We start from the raw sequence: 16,857 nt of genomic DNA, 5'->3' as shown, positions 1-16,857 counted from the left end.
GGATGAGCTTCGATCTTCGTGCGCGCCTGGAAGAACGGCGCGCTGCGTCCCTGTACCGGCAGCGACCGTTGCTGGAGAGCCCGCAAGGCTCCAGCGTGGTGGTCGACGGTCAACCGCTGTTGGCCTTTTGCAGCAACGACTATCTGGGCCTGGCCAATCACCCCGATGTGATTGCTGCCTGGCGTGACGGTGCCGAGCGCTGGGGTGTCGGTGGCGGTGCTTCGCACTTGGTGATCGGTCATAGCGGCCCGCATCACGCGCTGGAAGAGGCCTTGGCCGAGTTCACCGGGCGCCCGAGGGCGTTGCTCTTCACCACCGGCTACATGGCCAATCTGGGCGCTGTGACGGCATTGGTCGGGCAGGGTGATACGGTGCTGCAGGACCGCCTCAACCACGCATCGTTGCTTGATGCCGGGCTGCTCAGTGGTGCGCGTTTCAATCGCTACCTGCATAACGACCCCCTGAGCCTGACCAGCCGTCTTGAGAAAGCCCAGGGCGACACCCTGGTGGTCACTGACGGGGTGTTCAGCATGGACGGCGATGTGGCTGACCTGCCCGCGCTGGCCAAGGCGGCGAAGGCGCGCGGTGCCTGGTTGATGGTCGACGATGCACATGGTTTCGGTACCCTGGGGCGTCAGGGCGGTGGAGTTGTCGAGCATTTTGGCCTGGGCCTGGATGATGTCCCGGTGCTGGTCGGTACCCTGGGTAAGGCCTTCGGCACCGGGGGAGCATTTGTTGCGGGCAGTGAAGAGCTGATCGAGTGCCTGATCCAGTTCGCCCGCCCTTATATCTACACCACCAGTCAGCCACCGGCACTGGCGTGCGCCACCTTGAAAAGCCTGGAACTGCTGCGTACTGAAACGTGGCGTCGAGAGCACCTGGCGGCATTGATCCAACAATTCCGCAGTGGCGCCGAGCAGATCGGCTTGACGCTGATGGACAGCTTTACCCCGATCCAGCCGATCGTGATAGGCGACAGTGCTCGGGCGGTTCGGTTGTCGCAGTTGTTGCGTGAGCGCGGCCTGCTGGTCACTGCCATTCGACCACCGACGGTCCCTGCAGGTGGTGCGCGCTTGCGCGTTACCCTGACAGCGGCCCACAGTCAGGCACAGGTGCAGCTATTGTTGAATGCATTGGCCGAGTGTTATCCGTTGTTGGAGCCTGTCGATGCGTGACCGTCTGATACTGCTGCCAGGCTGGGGCCTGGGAACCGCGGCGCTGGAGCCGTTGGCTGCGGCTCTGCGCGCGTTGGACCAGGCGCTCAAGGTTGAGGTGCATGCGTTACCGCAACTCGACACCAGTGATCCGCACGCGTGGCTTTCGGCCCTGGACCGTAGCCTGCCACGTAACACCTGGCTGGGTGGCTGGTCGCTGGGTGGAATGCTGGCGGCTGAACTGGCCGCTCGTCGTGGTGATGAGTGCTGCGGCGTACTGACCCTGGCCAGCAACCTCAGTTTTGTCGCTCGCCCGGATTGGCCGCACGGGATGGCGCCCGCCACCTTTGAGACGTTTCTCGACGGCTGCCGCCATCACCCTCAGGTGACCCTTAGACGCTTTGTCTCGCTGTGCAGCCAGGGTGCAGAGGAACCACGCACGCTGGCGCGGCTGTTGACGGCCGGTATGCCGCAGACGCGTGAGGAGTTTCTGGTGATTGGCCTGGAACTGCTGGCGCAGTTGGACACCCGTACAGCATTGCAGTCGTTTGGCGGGCCGCAGTTGCACCTGTTTGCCGGGAGCGATGCACTGGTGCCGGCTGAAGCTGCGCGCGAGCTGCTGAATGTGTTACCCGACGTTGAAGTCGGTTTGATCGAAGACAGCGCGCATGGCTTCCTGGTGGAGACACCCCACGAGTTGGCCTGTGCGATAAAGGCTTTTCTGCACGAGAGCGGCGATGACTGATCTATCCCGGCCGGCCTTGCCCGGTGCCTTGCCTGACAAACGCCAGGTAGCCGCGTCGTTTTCCCGCGCCGCAGTCAGTTATGACAGCGTTGCGCAGTTGCAGCGCGATGTGGGGAGCGCCTTGCTGGAACAGTTGCCTGCGTCGTTACAGCCTTCGAACTGGCTCGACCTGGGCAGTGGCACGGGTTACTTCAGCCGGATGTTGGAACAGCGTTATCCGCAACGTGTCGGCCTGGCGGTAGACATTGCCGAAGGCATGCTTCGTCATGCCCGCGAACAGGGCGGTGCGCACTACCATGTTGCTGGCGATGCCGAGCGTTTGCCGCTGCGCGAGGCCAGCGTCGGGCTGATCTTCTCCAGCCTGGCGGTGCAGTGGTGTGGTGACTTTGCAGGCGTGCTCAGTGAGGCCCGACGGGTGTTGCAGCCGGGCGGTGTGCTGGCGTTTGCCAGCCTGTGTGTCGGTACGCTCCAGGAGCTGCGCGACAGTTGGCAGGCGGTGGACGGGCTGGTTCACGTCAACCGCTTTCGGCCATTTGAGGACTATCAGCGCCTGTGCCTGGCCAGTGGCATGCCGGTGCTGGCGTTGGAGCGCCGTCCGCATGTTTTGCACTACCCGGATGTGCGCAGCCTGACCCATGAGCTCAAGGCCTTGGGCGCACACAATCTCAACCCGGGCCGGCCCACCGGCTTGACGGGGCGCGCACGCATGCAGGGCTTGCTGCAGGCATACGAGCGGTTCCGTCAGCCCCAAGGCCTGCCGGCGACCTATCAGGTGGTCTACGGGGTGCTGCAAAAGCCTCTGGAAAGTGGAGTGTGAAATGAACGCAGCCTATTTCATCGCGGGTACCGATACCGACGTCGGCAAGACTACGATCGCCGCCGGCTTGCTTCAGGCTGCCCGCCAGGCGGGGCTCAGCACGCTGGGTGCCAAGCCGGTCGCTTCGGGCTGTGAGGTCAGCGCCAAGGGTTTGCGCAATGCCGACGCCCTGGCGCTGATGGCGCAAAGTTCGATTGTATTGCCCTACGAGCAGATCAACCCTTTCGCCTTTGAGCCGGCCATCGCACCGCATCTGGCGGCGCGTGAGGCGGGCGTGGCATTGACGGTTCAGGGGTTGCTCGCGCCGATGCGTCACGTGTTGGCGCAACGGGCAGACTTCACCCTGATTGAAGGGGCTGGCGGTTGGCGGGTGCCGCTGTCTGATCAGGCCAACCTTTCTGATCTGGCCATTGCCCTGCAACTGCCGGTGATTCTGGTGGTTGGCGTGCGCCTGGGGTGCATCAATCACGCCCTGCTCAGTGCTGAAGCCATCGCGCGCGATGGCCTGCAGTTGGCCGGCTGGGTGGCCAACGTTGTCGACCCGCGCACATCGCGACTGGAAGAGAACCTTGCAACCCTGGCGGAGCGGTTGCCGGCACCCTGCCTGGGGCGCGTCCCTAAACTCAAGAGCGTCACGGCTGACGCCGTGGCTGAATTCCTGCAACTGGATCTGCTGGACTGACTACAGGCTATTGAAGGGCAATGTGCTATTAGTGTTTTTGACGGGCCTTTTTCCTTGAGGTCTGCTTCAATAGGCGGTATCTGCAGTTAGCGTCATGGAGTGTCGAAATGGAAATCTCAGGCAACTCAGCGTTCTATGCCGGTCTGGGGGCTATTCAGACGGGGCAGAACCGTGTCGATCAGGCAGCCAGCCAGATCGCCAATACCACCGTCGAGCGTGCCGCCACCAGCCAGTCCAGCGACTATCAGGCTGAGCGTCTGCGTTCGGTTGATCGCAGCCAGCAACAAGACCTCGCCACCAGCACCGTCGAATTGGCCCTGGGCAAGTTCCAGGTTGAACTCGGTGTCAAAGTGGCCAAAGCATCCGACGAAATGCTCGGCACCCTGATCGATACTTACGCCTGACCGCCCCTCGGTCTATCTGCGTTCGCCCCCTCTACTACGCTTTATGTATCAGCGCCTTGGCCTTGTCGCCAGGCGCTCGTTCGTGCGCGTGTGGCGGGTGCAGTGAGGGCCGTGCAGCGGTTTGAGATGGCAGAATTGCCCTCTGGACGATGCTTGACAACCCATTGGCGTAAACGTATGTTTCAAACAACTGTTTGACCGAAAGTCGCCAAGAGCTGGTCGGTGTGTCACGGTCTCTTTATCCAGGATCCATCAGCAGAGGTTTATCGCTATGCCTGATTACAAAGCCCCCTTGCGTGATATTCGCTTTGTTCGTGACGAGTTGCTCGGCTACGAAGCGCACTATCAGAGCCTGCCGGCTTGCCAGGACGCCACTCCAGACATGGTGAATGCCATCCTTGAGGAAGGCGCCAAGTTTTGTGAACAGGTACTGGCCCCCTTGAACCGTGTGGGTGACCTGGAAGGCTGTACCTGGAGTGAGTCGGGCGTGAAAACCCCGACCGGCTTCAAAGAGGCCTACAAGCAGTTTGTCGAAGGTGGCTGGCCGAGCCTGGCCCATGACGTCGAGCATGGTGGTCAGGGCTTGCCTGAGTCGCTGGGCCTGGCGATCAGCGAAATGGTCGGTGAGTCCAACTGGTCCTGGGGCATGTACCCTGGCTTGTCTCATGGCGCGATGAACACGATCTCCGAGCACGGCACGCCCGAGCAGCAACACACCTACCTGACCAAGCTGGTTTCCGGTGAGTGGACCGGCACCATGTGCCTGACCGAGCCGCACTGCGGCACCGATCTGGGCATGCTGCGCACCAAGGCCGAGCCTCAGGCTGATGGCTCCTACAAAGTCACCGGCACCAAGATCTTCATCTCCGCCGGTGAGCATGACATGGCCGATAACATCGTCCATATCGTTCTGGCACGCTTGCCCGACGCCCCTGCTGGCACCAAAGGCATCTCGCTGTTCATCGTGCCGAAGTTCCTGCCTACCGCTGATGGTGGTGTGGGCGAACGCAATGCCGTGGCCTGCGGTTCCATCGAACACAAGATGGGCATCCACGGCAACGCCACCTGCGTGATGAACTTCGACGCCGCGACCGGCTACCTGATTGGCCCAGCCAACAAGGGCCTGAACTGCATGTTCACCTTCATGAACACCGCACGTCTGGGGACTGCGCTGCAAGGCCTGGCTCACGCTGAAGTGGCCTTCCAGGGCGGCCTGAAGTACGCCCGCGACCGCCTGCAGATGCGTTCGCTGACCGGGCCGAAAGCACCGGACAAAGCCGCTGACCCGATCATCGTTCACCCGGACGTGCGGCGTATGCTGCTGACCATGAAGGCTTTCGCCGAAGGTAACCGGGCGATGGTCTACTTCACCGCCAAACAGGTCGATATCGTCAAGTACAGCCAGGACGAGGAAGAAAGGAAGAAAGCCGACGCGCTGCTGGCCTTCATGACTCCGATCGCCAAAGCCTTCATGACCGAAGTCGGCTTTGAGGCCGCCAACCACGGCGTACAGATCTACGGCGGTCACGGTTTCATCGCCGAGTGGGGCATGGAGCAGAACGTGCGCGACAGCCGTATCTCCATGCTGTACGAGGGCACCACGGGTATCCAGGCGCTGGACCTGCTGGGCCGTAAAGTGCTGATGACTCAAGGCGAGGCCCTGAAGGGCTTCACCAAGATCGTCCACAAGTTCTGCCAGGGCCAGGAGGGCAACGATGCGGTCAAGGAGTTCGTTGAACCGCTGGCCAAGCTGAATAAGGAGTGGGGTGAGCTGACCATGAAAGTCGGGATGGCCGCCATGAAAGACCGTGAAGAAGTTGGTGCCGCTTCGGTGGACTACGTCATGTACTCCGGCTATGCCTGCCTTGCTTACTTCTGGGCTGACATGGCGCGCCTGGCTGCTGAGAAACTGGCCGCTGGTACCAGCGAAACTGCGTTCTACACCGCCAAGCTGCAAACTGCGCGCTTCTACTTCCAACGCATCCTGCCGCGTACCCGTGCTCATGTTGAAGCCATGCTGTCGGGTGCCAATAACCTGATGGACATGAAAGAGGAAGATTTCGGCCTTGCTTACTGAGTGAGTGGCTGAACTGAAAAACGCCTGCCCTGATCGGCAGGCGTTTTTTTTTGTGTGGACGAACAGGGAGCAGGCGTTAAGCCCGGTCTTGCGCTGCCGTTAAATGAAAGTGCAGATAAACATTCATCTATTCATGTGCGTTGCCGATGCACTAGAGGCACAATGCCATTGTTGATCTGCCGGGTCGGAGATTCCCTTGTTTCGTTTATCCGCTGTACGCCTCAGTCACTTTCTGCCATCACTGTTCCTTCTGCTCTGCGGACTGGCGGCGGCCTATGTGCGGGACCTGAGTGTTTTCTTTACATCGCTGTTCAATGTGCTGCCAACCTTGGTGTTGCTGCTTGGCGGTGCCTACTGCGCGGTTTACCGACGTCAGCGTGAGCTGTTTCTGATGGTCACGGTCTATATCGCCTACTTCCTGCTGGATACCCAGACTGACTTTTATCGAGACAATGGGCGGGTCCGTGAGGATGCGGCCGTTGTCTTCCATTTAGTGTGCCTGTTACTGCCCTTGCTGTTCGGGCTGTTTGGCGCCTGGCAGGAGCGTACGCACCTGTTCCAGGATATGGTGGCGCGCTTTGCCGTGTTGCTGGCTTTTGGCAGTGTCGCCCTGGGGCTTGAGCAGAGCTTCCCGCAGCCCTTGCTGGTGTGGCTGGCGGAGATTCGTTGGCCATCGTTGCATGGCCAATGGATGAGCCTGATCCAGATGGCGTACCCGGTGTTCCTGATCGCCTTCGGCTTGCTGGTGGTGCAGTACCTGCGTCAGCCACGACCGCTGCATGCGGCGCAGATCATTGGTCTGATCGGCATTTTCTGGATGCTGCCAAAGACCTTCATCTTGCCGTTTACCCTTAACATCATGTGCAGTCAGGTGATGTTGATGATTGCCGCAGCGGTGTCCCATGAAGCCTATCAGATGGCCTTCCGCGACGAGCTGACCGGGCTACCGGGGCGTCGTGCATTGAATGAGCGGATGCAGCGGTTGGGCCGTACCTATGTGCTGGCGATGACAGACGTCGACCACTTCAAGAAATTCAACGACACCCACGGTCACGATGTCGGTGACCAGGTGCTGCGTCTGGTGGCCAGCAAGTTGTCCAAGGTCACTGGTGGTGGTCGTGCCTACCGCTATGGCGGGGAGGAGTTTTGCCTGGTATTTGCCGGCAAGAGCATCGAGGAGTGCATGCCACACCTGGAAGCCGTGCGCGAGGTGATCGCCAACTACAATATCTTGCTGCGTAATCCGGATAGCCGCCCGCAGGACGATACTCAGGGGCGCCAGCGCCGTGGTGCTGCTGCGGCCGCCAGTGTGTCGGTGACCATCAGTATCGGTGTCGCCGAGCGTCAGATGGAGCATCGCTCGCCTGACGAAGTGCTCAAATCGGCCGACCAGGCGCTCTACAGCGCCAAAGGCGCGGGCCGTAACTGCGTGGTCGCCTACGGTTTGCAAAACAAGCGAGGGGCCGTTCGTACAGCGTGACCGGATATGACTATCCGGTCAAAAGATGGCCCTATGTCTCGCAAAAGTTGTTCAGGTACACTGGTTTTCTAACTGAGTATCGGTCCCTCGGGACTGCCCCTGACTGGTTCTGTGAGAGGTTGCCATGGCTGACTATAAAGCGCCCTTGCGCGATATGCGCTTCGTCCTCAATGAAGTCTTCGAGGTTGCCAGGCTCTGGGCTCAACTGCCCGGCCTGGCCGATATCGTTGACGAAGAGACGGCCATGGCCGTTCTCGAGGAGGCCGGCAAGGTCACCAGCAAAAGCATCGCGCCGCTGAACCGTGGTGCCGACGAAGAGGGCTGCCGTTGGGATAATGGCGTCGTCACTACGCCAGCAGGTTTTATCGATGCGTATCGCACCTATGCAGAAGGTGGTTGGGTGGGCGTAGGCGGCGATCCCGCATTCGGCGGCATGGGCATGCCCAAGGTGATTTCTGCCCAGGTCGAAGAGATGGTCAATGCTTCCAGCCTGTCCTTCGGCCTCTACCCGATGCTGACGGCTGGCGCCTGTCTGTCGATCAATGCCCACGCCAGTGAAGCACTCAAGGCTACCTACCTGCCAAACATGTATGCCGGCGTCTGGGCCGGCTCGATGTGCCTGACCGAGCCCCATGCCGGCACTGACCTGGGCATTATCCGCACCCGTGCAGAACCTCAGGCCGATGGCAGTTACAGGGTCAGTGGTACGAAGATCTTCATCACGGGCGGCGAACACGACCTGACCGAGAACATCATCCACCTGGTGTTGGCTAAACTGCCGGACGCGCCCGCTGGGCCGAAAGGCATTTCGTTGTTTCTGGTGCCCAAGTTCCTGGTCAATGCTGACGGCAGCCTCGGCGCACGCAACCCGGTCAATTGCGGCTCCATCGAGCACAAGATGGGCATTCAGGCTTCTGCCACCTGCGTGATGAACTTTGACGACGCGGTAGGGTATCTGGTCGGTGAGCCCAACAAGGGCCTGGCCGCCATGTTTACCATGATGAACTACGAGCGTTTGGGCGTCGGTATTCAGGGCCTGGCATCGGCAGAGCGTTCTTATCAGAACGCGATTGAATACGCCCGCGACCGTCTGCAGAGCCGTGCGCCGACCGGTCCGCAAGCGAAGGAAAAGGTCGCAGACCCGATCATCGTTCACCCTGATGTGCGGCGCATGCTGCTGACCATGAAGGCCTTTAACGAGGGTGGCCGCGCCTTCTCCAGTTATGTGGCGATGCAACTGGATACGGCCAAGTACAGCGAAGACCCGGTTGTGCGCAAACGTGCCGAGGACCTGGTGGCCTTGCTGACGCCGGTGGCCAAGGCGTTCCTCACTGACCTCGGCCTGGAAACGACGGTGCATGGTCAGCAGGTGTTCGGTGGCCATGGCTACATCCGTGAGTGGGGCCAGGAGCAACTGGTGCGCGATGTGCGCATCACGCAGATCTACGAGGGCACCAACGGCATTCAGGCGCTGGACCTGATCGGGCGCAAGGTCGTGGGTAGCGGCGGGGCGTATTACACGTTGTTCGCGGATGAGGTCCGCCAGTTCATCGCCTCGGCAGACGCCGGGCTGGACGAATTCAGTAAACCGCTGGCAGCAGCCTTGGGTTGCCTCGACGAACTGACCGCCTGGGTACTGGACCGCGCCAAGAGCAACCCGAACGAGATCGGTGCCGCGTCAGTGGAGTACCTGCAGACCTTCGGTTACGTCGCTTATGCCTACATGTGGGCGCTGATGGCACGTACGGCGCTGGCCAAGCAGGGGCAGGACGATTTCTATGCCAGCAAACTGGGGACCGCACGGTTCTACTTTGCCCGATTGCTGCCGCGCATCCACTCGTTGAGCGCAGCCGTTAAGGCCGGTAGCGAGTCGCTTTATCTGCTCAATGCCGAGCAGTTTTAAGCTTCGCTGCGTCGTGTAGGAAAAGGCTTACACGACGTGGTGACTTTTCGCCTCTATCTAAAGATTGGATCCATCGCTAATCTTTACCACATGGACGTCGCGCAGGACGCGCAATGTACAGAACAGGGACACGCAGGATTCCTGCCAGGATGGCGGGTGAAATGGATGTCAGGGAAACAGTCTGCAAACCCCGCCTCGGCGGGGTTTTCTTATGCCCGCAATTAAATCAACCCAACACGTCCAGCGGCGATACGCCGATGTGCCGTGGGTCGATCTCTTCTTCCAGTAGCGTACGCAGCAACTCGATTGAGGCTTGCTGACGCTGTGCATCCCGGAACACCAGGCCCACTTTCAGCGGCACCCGTGGCTCGCTCAACGGCTTCCAGAGCAGTTCCTGATCATCCGTCACTTCTTGGGCCCGGCCGGGCAAGACGGTAGCCAGCGACGTGTGTGGCAGGCTGTCTAGAATCCCGCCCATGTTGTTCATTTCCGCTTGAACCTGTGGGCGCCGGCCAAGGTTGGCCAGCTGCGACTGCCAGATCTGCCGCACCTGAAACTCTTCGCCCAGCAGCAGCATCGGTAACTCGGCGGCCTGTTTCAGCGAGACTTTCTTGAATTCGCGCAACGGGTGGGTATTGGGGATCACCAATTGCAGTTCGTCTTCATAGAGCATCAAGCCGTGCAGCCCCGGCTGGCGCGGCGGCAGGTAGCTGATGCCGATATCCAGTGTGCCGTTTAGCAGGCGTCGCTCGATTTCCATACCTGACAGTTCGTAGATCTGTACCACCAGGTGTGGCTGCGCCTTGCGTACCCGGTCGAGCAGCTGTGGTACCAGGCTTGGGCGTACGGTCTGCAGTACCCCGATGGCCAAGGTACGCAATGACTGCCCCTTGAAGTTACGCAGGGCGTCACTCGCCCGTTGCAGGCCGTCGAGCAGGGGCAGTGCGTGGTTGTACAGGGTGTGTGCTGCCAGGGTCGGCAGCAGTCGCTTGTTGCCGCGTTCGAACAGGCTGACATCCAGGCTGTGTTCGAGTTGGCGGATCTGTTGCGACAGCGCCGGCTGGGACAGTGACAGGCGTTCGGCAGCCCGGCCGACATGACCTTCTTCGTAGACCGCGACGAAATAACGCAGTTGGCGAAAATCCATAAGAGATACTTATCAAAAAAGCTCGAAAAACGAAATGGCTGTTAGCCTGCAAGAAGCCTAGTCTATCCCGTATTCACAAGGTTTACAGGGCCATAGGGCGCGATGAATACCGTGTATGTGGATGGCGTTTACATAGGCAAGGCTAAAAACATCGGTCATGGCTTATTGACCGACATTGATAAGGAACAGGTTGCAAGAAGGCTGTGGTTGTGGCCACAGGGATTGGGCAGCGATGAACACGGCGACCCACGCTTCCATACCGGCCCTGAACGGGCCTTGCATCACTACCCCGCCGAGCACTACGCCTATTGGCGCAAACGTTATCCACAGATCGACTGGTGTGCACCGGCTTTTGGCGAAAACCTGTCGACCCACGGCATGAGCGAAGAATCCGTTTGCCTGGGCGACATGTTTCGATGGGGGGGCGCGCTGTTGCAGATCAGCCAGCCGCGCTCGCCCTGTTATCGGCTCAGCCACCGCTGGGGCCTGCTGGACTTGCCTGAACAGGCTCAGCAAACGGGCCGTTGCGGCTGGTTCTACCGGGTGCTCAAGCCGGGTTTTGTCAGCGCCGAAGATCCTTTTGAGTTGATTCAGCGTAGCTACCCAGGCCTCACCGTAGCCTGGGCGTTACATGCTTTTTTCCGTGAACCCCTGGAGCATGCAGGTTTGAAAAAGCTGGTGGATTGTCCGGCCCTGTCGTCACGCTGGCGCGACATCGCGATGAGGCGTCTACGTACCGGCCAGGTCGAAGACTGGACATCGCGTCTGCTCGGCTTGCCACTGGAAGGGTTGCGCGCATGAACCTGTTCAACCTGCGTCGTTCGCCGGCCCCCCTTGAGGAGCACGAGCCTGCTCCGGTGACCACTGCACCGGTCGAGTCGTTGTCGCGTGAATGCCTGATGCCAGTGGCAGAGCGCCCGGCACAAGTCTTCGTCCGGGGTCAGGGTTCCTGGCTGTGGGACAGTGATGGGCGGGCGTACCTCGATTTTACTCAGGGCTGTGCGGTCAACAGCCTTGGGCATAGCCCCAAAGCACTGGTTCAGGCATTGGGTGCCCAGGCTCAGGCGCTGATCAATCCGGGGGCAGGGTTTCATAACCGTGGCTTGTTGCAACTGGTCAATCGCCTGTGTGAAAGCACCGGCAGTGATCAGGCCTATCTGCTCAACAGTGGCGCCGAAGCCTGCGAAGGTGCGATCAAACTGGCACGCAAGTGGGGCCAACTGCATCGTAACGGTGCCTACCACATCATCACGGCCAGCCAGAGCTGCCATGGGCGTACGTTGGGTGCGTTGTCGGCCTCCGACCCGTCGCCGTGCAACCGCTGCGAGCCTGGCGTGCCAGGTTTCAGCAAGGTGCCCTATAACGACCTTGCAGCCCTGCATGCCGCCGTCGACTCGCGTACGGTTGCGATCATGCTGGAGCCTATCCAGGGCGAGGCTGGCGTCATTCCGGCGACCCAGGACTACTTGCAGGGTGTCGAGCGTCTGTGCCGCGAGCTGGGCATCCTGCTGATCCTTGATGAGGTTCAAACCGGTATCGGTCGCTGCGGTGCTTTGCTTGCCGAGCAAACCTACGGCGTACGCGCCGATATTCTGACCCTGGGCAAAGGCTTGGGCGGTGGCGTGCCGCTGGCCGCGTTGCTGGCACGTGGCACGGCCTGTTGCGCCGAGCCGGGCGAGCTGGAGGGAAGCCATCATGGCAATGCGCTGATGAGCGCTGCTGGCCTGGCGGTGCTGCAAACGGTATTGGAGTCGGGGTTCTTCGACCATGTGCAGGAGGCCGGACGGCACCTGCGCGATGGTTTGGGGCGCCTGACTGCACGCTACGGCCAGGGTGAAGTGCGCGGCCAGGGCTTGCTCTGGGGGCTGGAGCTGGCGGACGACTCGGCGGCTGCGGTGGTCAAGGCTGCGCTGCAGGAAGGCCTGCTGTTGAACGCACCGCAGGCGAACGTGCTGCGTTTTTCGCCGGCGTTGACCGTGAGCAAAGGCAACATTGATGAAATGCTGTTGCGCCTGGCGCGGGCATTCGCCCGGGTCCATACCGCGCAACTGAACCGTCGTCGCGAGGCTAGTGCCTGAGATGCGTGTACTTGTTCTGCAACATTCGCCCGCCCAGCGTCATGGGCCACTGAACCGCTGGCTGCTGCAAAACGCCGAAGCGGTGCATATCTGCCACCTCTATGCCCATGCCCGCATGCCACGGCTGGACAGTTTCGATCTATTGATCGACCTGGGGCCCGAGCAACCGCAGGAGCCTTGGCGTGACGCCGAGCGACGCCTGCTGGAAAAGGCCTTGAACGCTGGCAAACAAGTGCTGGTAGCCGACCAACTGGACCACCTGATCCTCTCCGGCAACGTTCTGCACTAACGAATTTTACGAACCGTCTCGCGTTCCTGCGCATCGCCCTGGGCCTGATCATTTTGGCTCGGGGCGTTTTTTTATCTGCCATCAGTTGCTCAAAGGCACGCCTGGGGTCCTAAGGTGCGCTGAGGACTTTGCGGTAGAACTTCCATTCCTCCTCCAGCGCATGGGCGAGGTTGGCTGCGGTTCGAAAGCCGTGGCGTTCATTGGCATAGAAGTGCCCTTCGGCGTGAATGCCACGGCGTTTCAGGGCGTCGAGCATGCTGCGCGTTTGCTCGGGTACGACCACCGCATCCAGCTCGCCCTGGAAGAAGATCACTGGCACTTTGATTTGTGCTGCATGCAGCAGCGGTGTGCGCTGTCGGTAGCGCTCGATGTCCCGCACGGGGTCGCCGATCAGCCAGTCGAGGTAGTCGCCTTCAAACTTGTGCGTGGCGCGGGTCAGGGCCAGCGGATCACTGACCCCGTAGAGGCTCGCGCCAGCACGGAACACGTTGTGAAAGGCCAGCGCACACAGGGTGGTGTAACCACCGGCGCTACCGCCTCTGATAAAGGCCTGGGTTGGGTCCACCAGGCCTTGCCCGGCCAGGTAGCTGACTACGGCACAGGCATCTTCCACGTCGACTTCGCCCCAGCGCCCGCACAGCGCCTGACGATAGGCCCGGCCATAGCCACTGCTGCCTCGATAGTTGAGGTCGGCGACGGCAAAGCCGCGTTGGGTCCAGTATTGAACACGCGGGTCGAGCACTGGGTAGCATGCGGATGTCGGGCCACCGTGGATGAACACCACCAGCGGTGGGCGCGACGTCCCGTTCATGGCCGGGTAGAAAAAACCATGGGCAATACCATCACCGCTGGGGTAACGGAGGGTTTGCGGCCGGCTGATGCGTTCGGCCGGTAACGGAAGTACGCCGCCACTCAACACCTGAACATGGTGCGTCCGTCGGTGGATGGCGATGACAGCCGGTGGGTGAGTGGCCGACGACGCGATGGCATACAGGTAGGTGTTGTCCAGGTCCAGGCAGCGAAAACGGGTGAACGCGCCGCTGAAGTCTTCTAGCGTGCCATCGAGATGGCGTACGCCCAGGCGGCTGAAACCGTCTTCGAACCAACTGGCCAGATAACGTCCACGATCCAGGGGGCGCCAGGTGCTGGCGCCCAGTTGCCAAGGAGCGCCGGCGTGGTCGGCCGCCGTGGCGGGGAGTGCCTGCCAACCCTGTTCGGTTTCACCCCAGGGCTGCCAGAAACCTTCACGGTCTGACAGGCAATACAGGCGGCCATTGCTACCGAAGCGCGGTTGCTGCAGGGATTCCTGTTCGTCGCCGTCACCCGCAATGCACTGCGCCGGGCTCCAGCGGCCATCGGCCTGACGCTGGCAGCACAGCAGGCGGGTGGCGGTCCAGGGTTGGTCGGGGCGGTTCCACTCGATCCAGGCCAGGCGGGCACCATCCTCGCTTACGGTCGCAGATGCATAGAAGTCCGCACCTTCGGCAAGTACCTCCCGTGAGCCCCGGCCAATGGCCACCAAGCGGTGTTCGACCTGATCCGGCGTGTGCGTTTCCTCAACGGCCACGACCTTGCCGTCTGCCCAGCACAAATCACCGTAACGACGATGGCCGTGGGTCAGCGGCTGCGGCTGGCCGCCATCGAGGCTTTGCCGATAGAGCTGCTGGTCTGTTTCGTTGACGAACACCAGGCCGTTGGCCGTGAGGCAGAATGCACCGCCGCCATACTCGTAGACCCGGCTGCGTACGCTGAAACCATCGGGCGTCAGGCAGCGGCTGCGGCCCTTGTGCCAATGCCAGATCCGGCAAGCACCGTCCTGGGGACGAAAGGCATTCCAGAACAACCCGTGCGGGCCGACCTTGAGTTCGGCATAGTCGGCGCCTGCGGCAACCGCCTGTTCGGCGCTGAAGCGATCAGCCGCGAGCGATGACACGGGAGTTTCGATCATTGCGGAACGTCATCTGGTCGATGGAGAGGTTGGCGTGTTCAGCGTCTTTCCGGGCGTTGAGGATGATCCCGTGGTCGGCCGATTTGGCGCAGACCGGGTCAGCCTTGCTGGCGTCGCCGGTGAGCATGAAGGCCTGGCAGCGGCAGCCGCCGAAGTCTTTTTCCTTCTCGTCGCAGGAGCGGCACGGCTCAGGCATCCAGTCATAACCGCGGTAGCGGTTGAAGCCGAACGAGTCGTACCAGATGTGCTGCATGCTGTGTTCGCGCACGTTGGGAAACTGCACGGGCAGTTGCCGTGCGCCGTGGCAGGGCAGCGCAGTGCCGTCCGGGGTGACGGTGAGGAATACGCTGCCCCAGCCGTTCATGCAGGCTTTCGGGCGCTCCTCGTAGTAGTCCGGGGTGACGAAGATCAGTTTGCAGGGGTTGCCGGCAGCCTTGAGCGTTTCGCGGTACTCGTTGGTGATGCGTTCGGCGCGCTCCAGTTGGGCGCGGGTCGGCAGCAGGCCGACCCGGTTCAAGTGAGCCCAGCCATAGAACTGGCAGGTGGCAAGTTCGACGAAGTCCGCTTCCAGGGCAATGCACAGCTCGATGATGCGGTCGATCCTGTCGATGTTGTGCCGGTGGGTCACGAAGTTCAGCACCATCGGGTAACCGTGGGCTTTTACCGCGCGGGCCATTTCCAGCTTCTGCGCAAAGGCTTTCTTCGAGCCGGCCAACAGGTTGTTCACTTCTTCGTCGCTGGCCTGGAAGCTGATCTGGATATGGTCCAGCCCGGCGTGCTTGAAATCGGCAATCTTCTGTTCGGTCAGGCCGATACCCGAGGTGATCAGGTTGGTGTAGTAGCCCAGGCGGCGGCCTTCGCCGATCAGTTCGGCGAGGTCCTGACGAACCAGCGGTTCGCCACCGGAGAAGCCTAGTTGCGCGGCGCCCATTTCCCGCGCTTCACGCATCACCTTGAACCATTGCTCGGTGTTCAGCTCCTGGCCTTGGGCAGCGAAGTCCAGTGGGTTGGAGCAGTACGGGCACTGCAGTGGGCAACGGTAGGTCAGCTCGGCCAGCAACCACAGCGGCAGACCGACTTCAGGGGTAGCGGGTACCTCAGGCAAGTTCGATCCAGTGTTCGACACGGGCGACCTCCATGAATTGCTCGATGTCATCCCCAAGTTCGGGTACGCCGGGAAACTGCTCGTCCAGGTGGGCGATGATCGCGGCGACCGTGCGCTGGCCATCAATCAACTGGCCGATGGCCGAGGCGCTTTCGTTGAGCTTGATCATGCCTTCCGGGTAGAGCAGCACATGGGCTTTCTGTGCCGGCTCGAACTGGAAGCGGTAACCCGGGCGCCAGCGCGGTGTCAGGTTGCGATCGAAGCTCATAGGGCAATCCCCTTGTGCCAGACCCGTTCACGGGTGACGGTGTGATAGGGCGGGCGGTTCAGTTCGTAGGCCATGCTCATGGCATCGAGCATGCTCCAGAGAATGTCCAGCTTGAACTGGAGAATCTCCAGCATGCGCTGTTGGCCTTCCACTGTAGTGTAGTGCTGCAAGGTGATACTCAGGCCATGTTCGACATCGCGACGGGCCTGGCTCAGGCGTGTTCGGAAGTACGCGTAACCGGCAGGGTCGATCCACGGGTAGTGTTGCGGCCAACTGTCCAGGCGCGACTGGTGGATCTGTGGCGCGAACAGTTCGGTCAGGGAGCTGCTGGCGGCTTCCTGCCAGCAGGCACGTCGGGCAAAGTTGACATAGGCGTCCACCGCAAAGCGTACACCGGGCAGCACCAGCTCTTGAGAGCGCAGTTGCTCGGGATCAAGGCCAACGGCCTGGCCCAGGCGCAGCCAGGCTTCGATACCGCCATCTTCACCAGGTGCGCCGTCATGGTCGAGCAGGCGTTGAATCCACTCGCGGCGGATCTCGCGGTCCGGGCAGTTGGCCAGGATCGCGGCATCCTTCATCGGGATATTCACCTGATAGTAGAAGCGGTTGGCAACCCAGCCCTGGATCTGCTCGCGGCTGGCCCGGCCTTCATACATGGCCACGTGATAAGGGTGATGAATGTGGTAGTAGGCACCCTTGGCCCGCAGGGCTTGTTCAAACTCGGCGGGGGACAGCGCTTTGGCGTCGTTCATGTCAGCTC

At 61.2% G+C, this 16,857-nt stretch carries 16 protein-coding genes; 11 read left to right on the top strand and 5 right to left on the bottom strand.

Annotation, left to right across the window (positions count from 1 at the left end; genetic code table 11):
* Positions 1-2: 2 nt before the first annotated feature.
* From bioF to AB7M23_RS04310, 8 genes are all read left to right on the top strand, one after another.
* Positions 3-1,175 carry an 8-amino-7-oxononanoate synthase gene (bioF, locus tag AB7M23_RS04345; protein WP_454240267.1) on the top strand — a complete coding sequence of 391 codons (1,173 nt, stop codon included), beginning with the start codon at positions 3-5 and terminating at the stop codon, positions 1,173-1,175.
* The gene (locus AB7M23_RS04340) at positions 1,168-1,899 is read left to right on the top strand and encodes an alpha/beta fold hydrolase (protein WP_454240266.1); all 732 of its coding nucleotides are present in this window, start codon (positions 1,168-1,170) and stop codon (positions 1,897-1,899) included. Before bioF ends, AB7M23_RS04340 begins: the two co-directional genes overlap by 8 nt.
* A complete protein-coding gene (gene bioC, locus AB7M23_RS04335) occupies positions 1,892-2,716 on the top strand; it encodes a malonyl-ACP O-methyltransferase BioC (protein WP_065761527.1) in 825 nt (274 codons plus the stop codon). The genes AB7M23_RS04340 and bioC overlap by 8 nt, the downstream gene beginning before the upstream one ends.
* Position 2,717: 1 nt before the next feature.
* Entirely contained in the window at positions 2,718-3,398 is a 681-nt protein-coding gene (bioD, locus tag AB7M23_RS04330) for a dethiobiotin synthase (RefSeq protein ID WP_409279046.1), read from the top strand.
* A gap of 107 nt (positions 3,399-3,505) precedes the next feature.
* Complete coding sequence (locus tag AB7M23_RS04325; protein WP_065761529.1) at positions 3,506-3,802, top strand: pyrroloquinoline quinone biosynthesis protein PqqE; 297 nt, start codon at positions 3,506-3,508, stop codon at positions 3,800-3,802.
* Positions 3,803-4,073: 271 nt separating this feature from the next.
* Positions 4,074-5,879, top strand: coding sequence for a phenylacyl-CoA dehydrogenase (locus AB7M23_RS04320; RefSeq protein WP_454240265.1), 1,806 nt, complete (start codon positions 4,074-4,076; stop codon positions 5,877-5,879).
* Between the two features lie 196 nt (positions 5,880-6,075).
* The gene (locus tag AB7M23_RS04315; protein ID WP_454240264.1) at positions 6,076-7,359 is read left to right on the top strand and encodes a diguanylate cyclase; all 1,284 of its coding nucleotides are present in this window, start codon (positions 6,076-6,078) and stop codon (positions 7,357-7,359) included.
* A 124-nt stretch (positions 7,360-7,483) separates the two neighbouring features.
* Entirely contained in the window at positions 7,484-9,262 is a 1,779-nt protein-coding gene (locus tag AB7M23_RS04310) for an acyl-CoA dehydrogenase C-terminal domain-containing protein (RefSeq protein WP_454240263.1), read from the top strand.
* Between the two features lie 226 nt (positions 9,263-9,488).
* On the opposite strand, the gene AB7M23_RS04305 is transcribed toward AB7M23_RS04310, so the two are convergent.
* Positions 9,489-10,409 (bottom strand): LysR family transcriptional regulator, encoded by a 921-nt coding sequence (locus tag AB7M23_RS04305; RefSeq protein WP_065761424.1) that lies wholly within the window; start codon positions 10,407-10,409, stop codon positions 9,489-9,491.
* A gap of 102 nt (positions 10,410-10,511) precedes the next feature.
* Between AB7M23_RS04305 and AB7M23_RS04300 the strand changes: the two genes are divergently transcribed.
* Genes AB7M23_RS04300 through AB7M23_RS04290 form a run of 3 tightly spaced genes read left to right on the top strand, consistent with a single transcriptional unit; the run spans position 10,512 to position 12,776 of the window.
* Positions 10,512-11,210 carry an MOSC domain-containing protein gene (locus AB7M23_RS04300; RefSeq protein ID WP_065761425.1) on the top strand — a complete coding sequence of 233 codons (699 nt, stop codon included), beginning with the start codon at positions 10,512-10,514 and terminating at the stop codon, positions 11,208-11,210.
* Positions 11,207-12,487 (top strand): aspartate aminotransferase family protein, encoded by a 1,281-nt coding sequence (locus tag AB7M23_RS04295; RefSeq protein WP_099776013.1) that lies wholly within the window; start codon positions 11,207-11,209, stop codon positions 12,485-12,487. Before AB7M23_RS04300 ends, AB7M23_RS04295 begins: the two co-directional genes overlap by 4 nt.
* Before the next feature lies 1 nt (position 12,488).
* Positions 12,489-12,776, top strand: coding sequence for a hypothetical protein (locus AB7M23_RS04290; protein ID WP_065761427.1), 288 nt, complete (start codon positions 12,489-12,491; stop codon positions 12,774-12,776).
* A 109-nt stretch (positions 12,777-12,885) separates the two neighbouring features.
* Here the strand turns inward: AB7M23_RS04290 and AB7M23_RS04285 are convergent, their stop codons facing one another.
* From AB7M23_RS04285 to pqqC, 4 genes are read right to left on the bottom strand one after another with little or no spacing between them, the layout of a single operon-like run.
* The gene (locus AB7M23_RS04285; protein ID WP_102052184.1) at positions 12,886-14,724 is read right to left on the bottom strand and encodes a S9 family peptidase; all 1,839 of its coding nucleotides are present in this window, start codon (positions 14,722-14,724) and stop codon (positions 12,886-12,888) included.
* Positions 14,690-15,850, bottom strand: coding sequence for a pyrroloquinoline quinone biosynthesis protein PqqE (gene pqqE, locus AB7M23_RS04280; RefSeq protein WP_454240262.1), 1,161 nt, complete (start codon positions 15,848-15,850; stop codon positions 14,690-14,692). Before pqqE ends, AB7M23_RS04285 begins: the two co-directional genes overlap by 35 nt.
* Positions 15,822-16,097, bottom strand: coding sequence for a pyrroloquinoline quinone biosynthesis peptide chaperone PqqD (gene pqqD / locus AB7M23_RS04275; RefSeq protein ID WP_454240261.1), 276 nt, complete (start codon positions 16,095-16,097; stop codon positions 15,822-15,824). The genes pqqE and pqqD overlap by 29 nt, the downstream gene beginning before the upstream one ends.
* Positions 16,094-16,849, bottom strand: coding sequence for a pyrroloquinoline-quinone synthase PqqC (gene pqqC, locus AB7M23_RS04270; protein WP_065761431.1), 756 nt, complete (start codon positions 16,847-16,849; stop codon positions 16,094-16,096). Before pqqC ends, pqqD begins: the two co-directional genes overlap by 4 nt.
* Between the last annotated feature and the right edge of the window lie 8 nt (positions 16,850-16,857).

The sequence above is a fragment of the Pseudomonas sp. HLS-6 TE3448 genome (assembly GCF_053629555.1).
This window is presented reverse-complemented; position numbering and strand designations above follow the sequence as displayed.

Excerpts from the sequence above, each read along its gene's own strand:
- bioF (WP_454240267.1), top strand. The coding sequence starts at position 3 with ATGAGCTTCGATCTTCGTGCGCGCCTGGAAGAACGGCGCGCTGCGTCC.
- AB7M23_RS04340 (WP_454240266.1), top strand. The coding sequence starts at position 1,168 with ATGCGTGACCGTCTGATACTGCTGCCAGGCTGGGGCCTGGGAACCGCG.
- bioC (WP_065761527.1), top strand. The coding sequence starts at position 1,892 with ATGACTGATCTATCCCGGCCGGCCTTGCCCGGTGCCTTGCCTGACAAA.
- bioD (WP_409279046.1), top strand. The coding sequence starts at position 2,718 with ATGAACGCAGCCTATTTCATCGCGGGTACCGATACCGACGTCGGCAAG.
- AB7M23_RS04325 (WP_065761529.1), top strand. The coding sequence starts at position 3,506 with ATGGAAATCTCAGGCAACTCAGCGTTCTATGCCGGTCTGGGGGCTATT.
- AB7M23_RS04320 (WP_454240265.1), top strand. The coding sequence starts at position 4,074 with ATGCCTGATTACAAAGCCCCCTTGCGTGATATTCGCTTTGTTCGTGAC.
- AB7M23_RS04310 (WP_454240263.1), top strand. The coding sequence starts at position 7,484 with ATGGCTGACTATAAAGCGCCCTTGCGCGATATGCGCTTCGTCCTCAAT.
- AB7M23_RS04305 (WP_065761424.1), bottom strand. The coding sequence starts at position 10,409 with ATGGATTTTCGCCAACTGCGTTATTTCGTCGCGGTCTACGAAGAAGGT.
- AB7M23_RS04300 (WP_065761425.1), top strand. The coding sequence starts at position 10,512 with ATGAATACCGTGTATGTGGATGGCGTTTACATAGGCAAGGCTAAAAAC.
- AB7M23_RS04295 (WP_099776013.1), top strand. The coding sequence starts at position 11,207 with ATGAACCTGTTCAACCTGCGTCGTTCGCCGGCCCCCCTTGAGGAGCAC.
- AB7M23_RS04290 (WP_065761427.1), top strand. The coding sequence starts at position 12,489 with ATGCGTGTACTTGTTCTGCAACATTCGCCCGCCCAGCGTCATGGGCCA.
- AB7M23_RS04285 (WP_102052184.1), bottom strand. The coding sequence starts at position 14,724 with ATGATCGAAACTCCCGTGTCATCGCTCGCGGCTGATCGCTTCAGCGCC.
- pqqD (WP_454240261.1), bottom strand. The coding sequence starts at position 16,097 with ATGAGCTTCGATCGCAACCTGACACCGCGCTGGCGCCCGGGTTACCGC.
- pqqC (WP_065761431.1), bottom strand. The coding sequence starts at position 16,849 with ATGAACGACGCCAAAGCGCTGTCCCCCGCCGAGTTTGAACAAGCCCTG.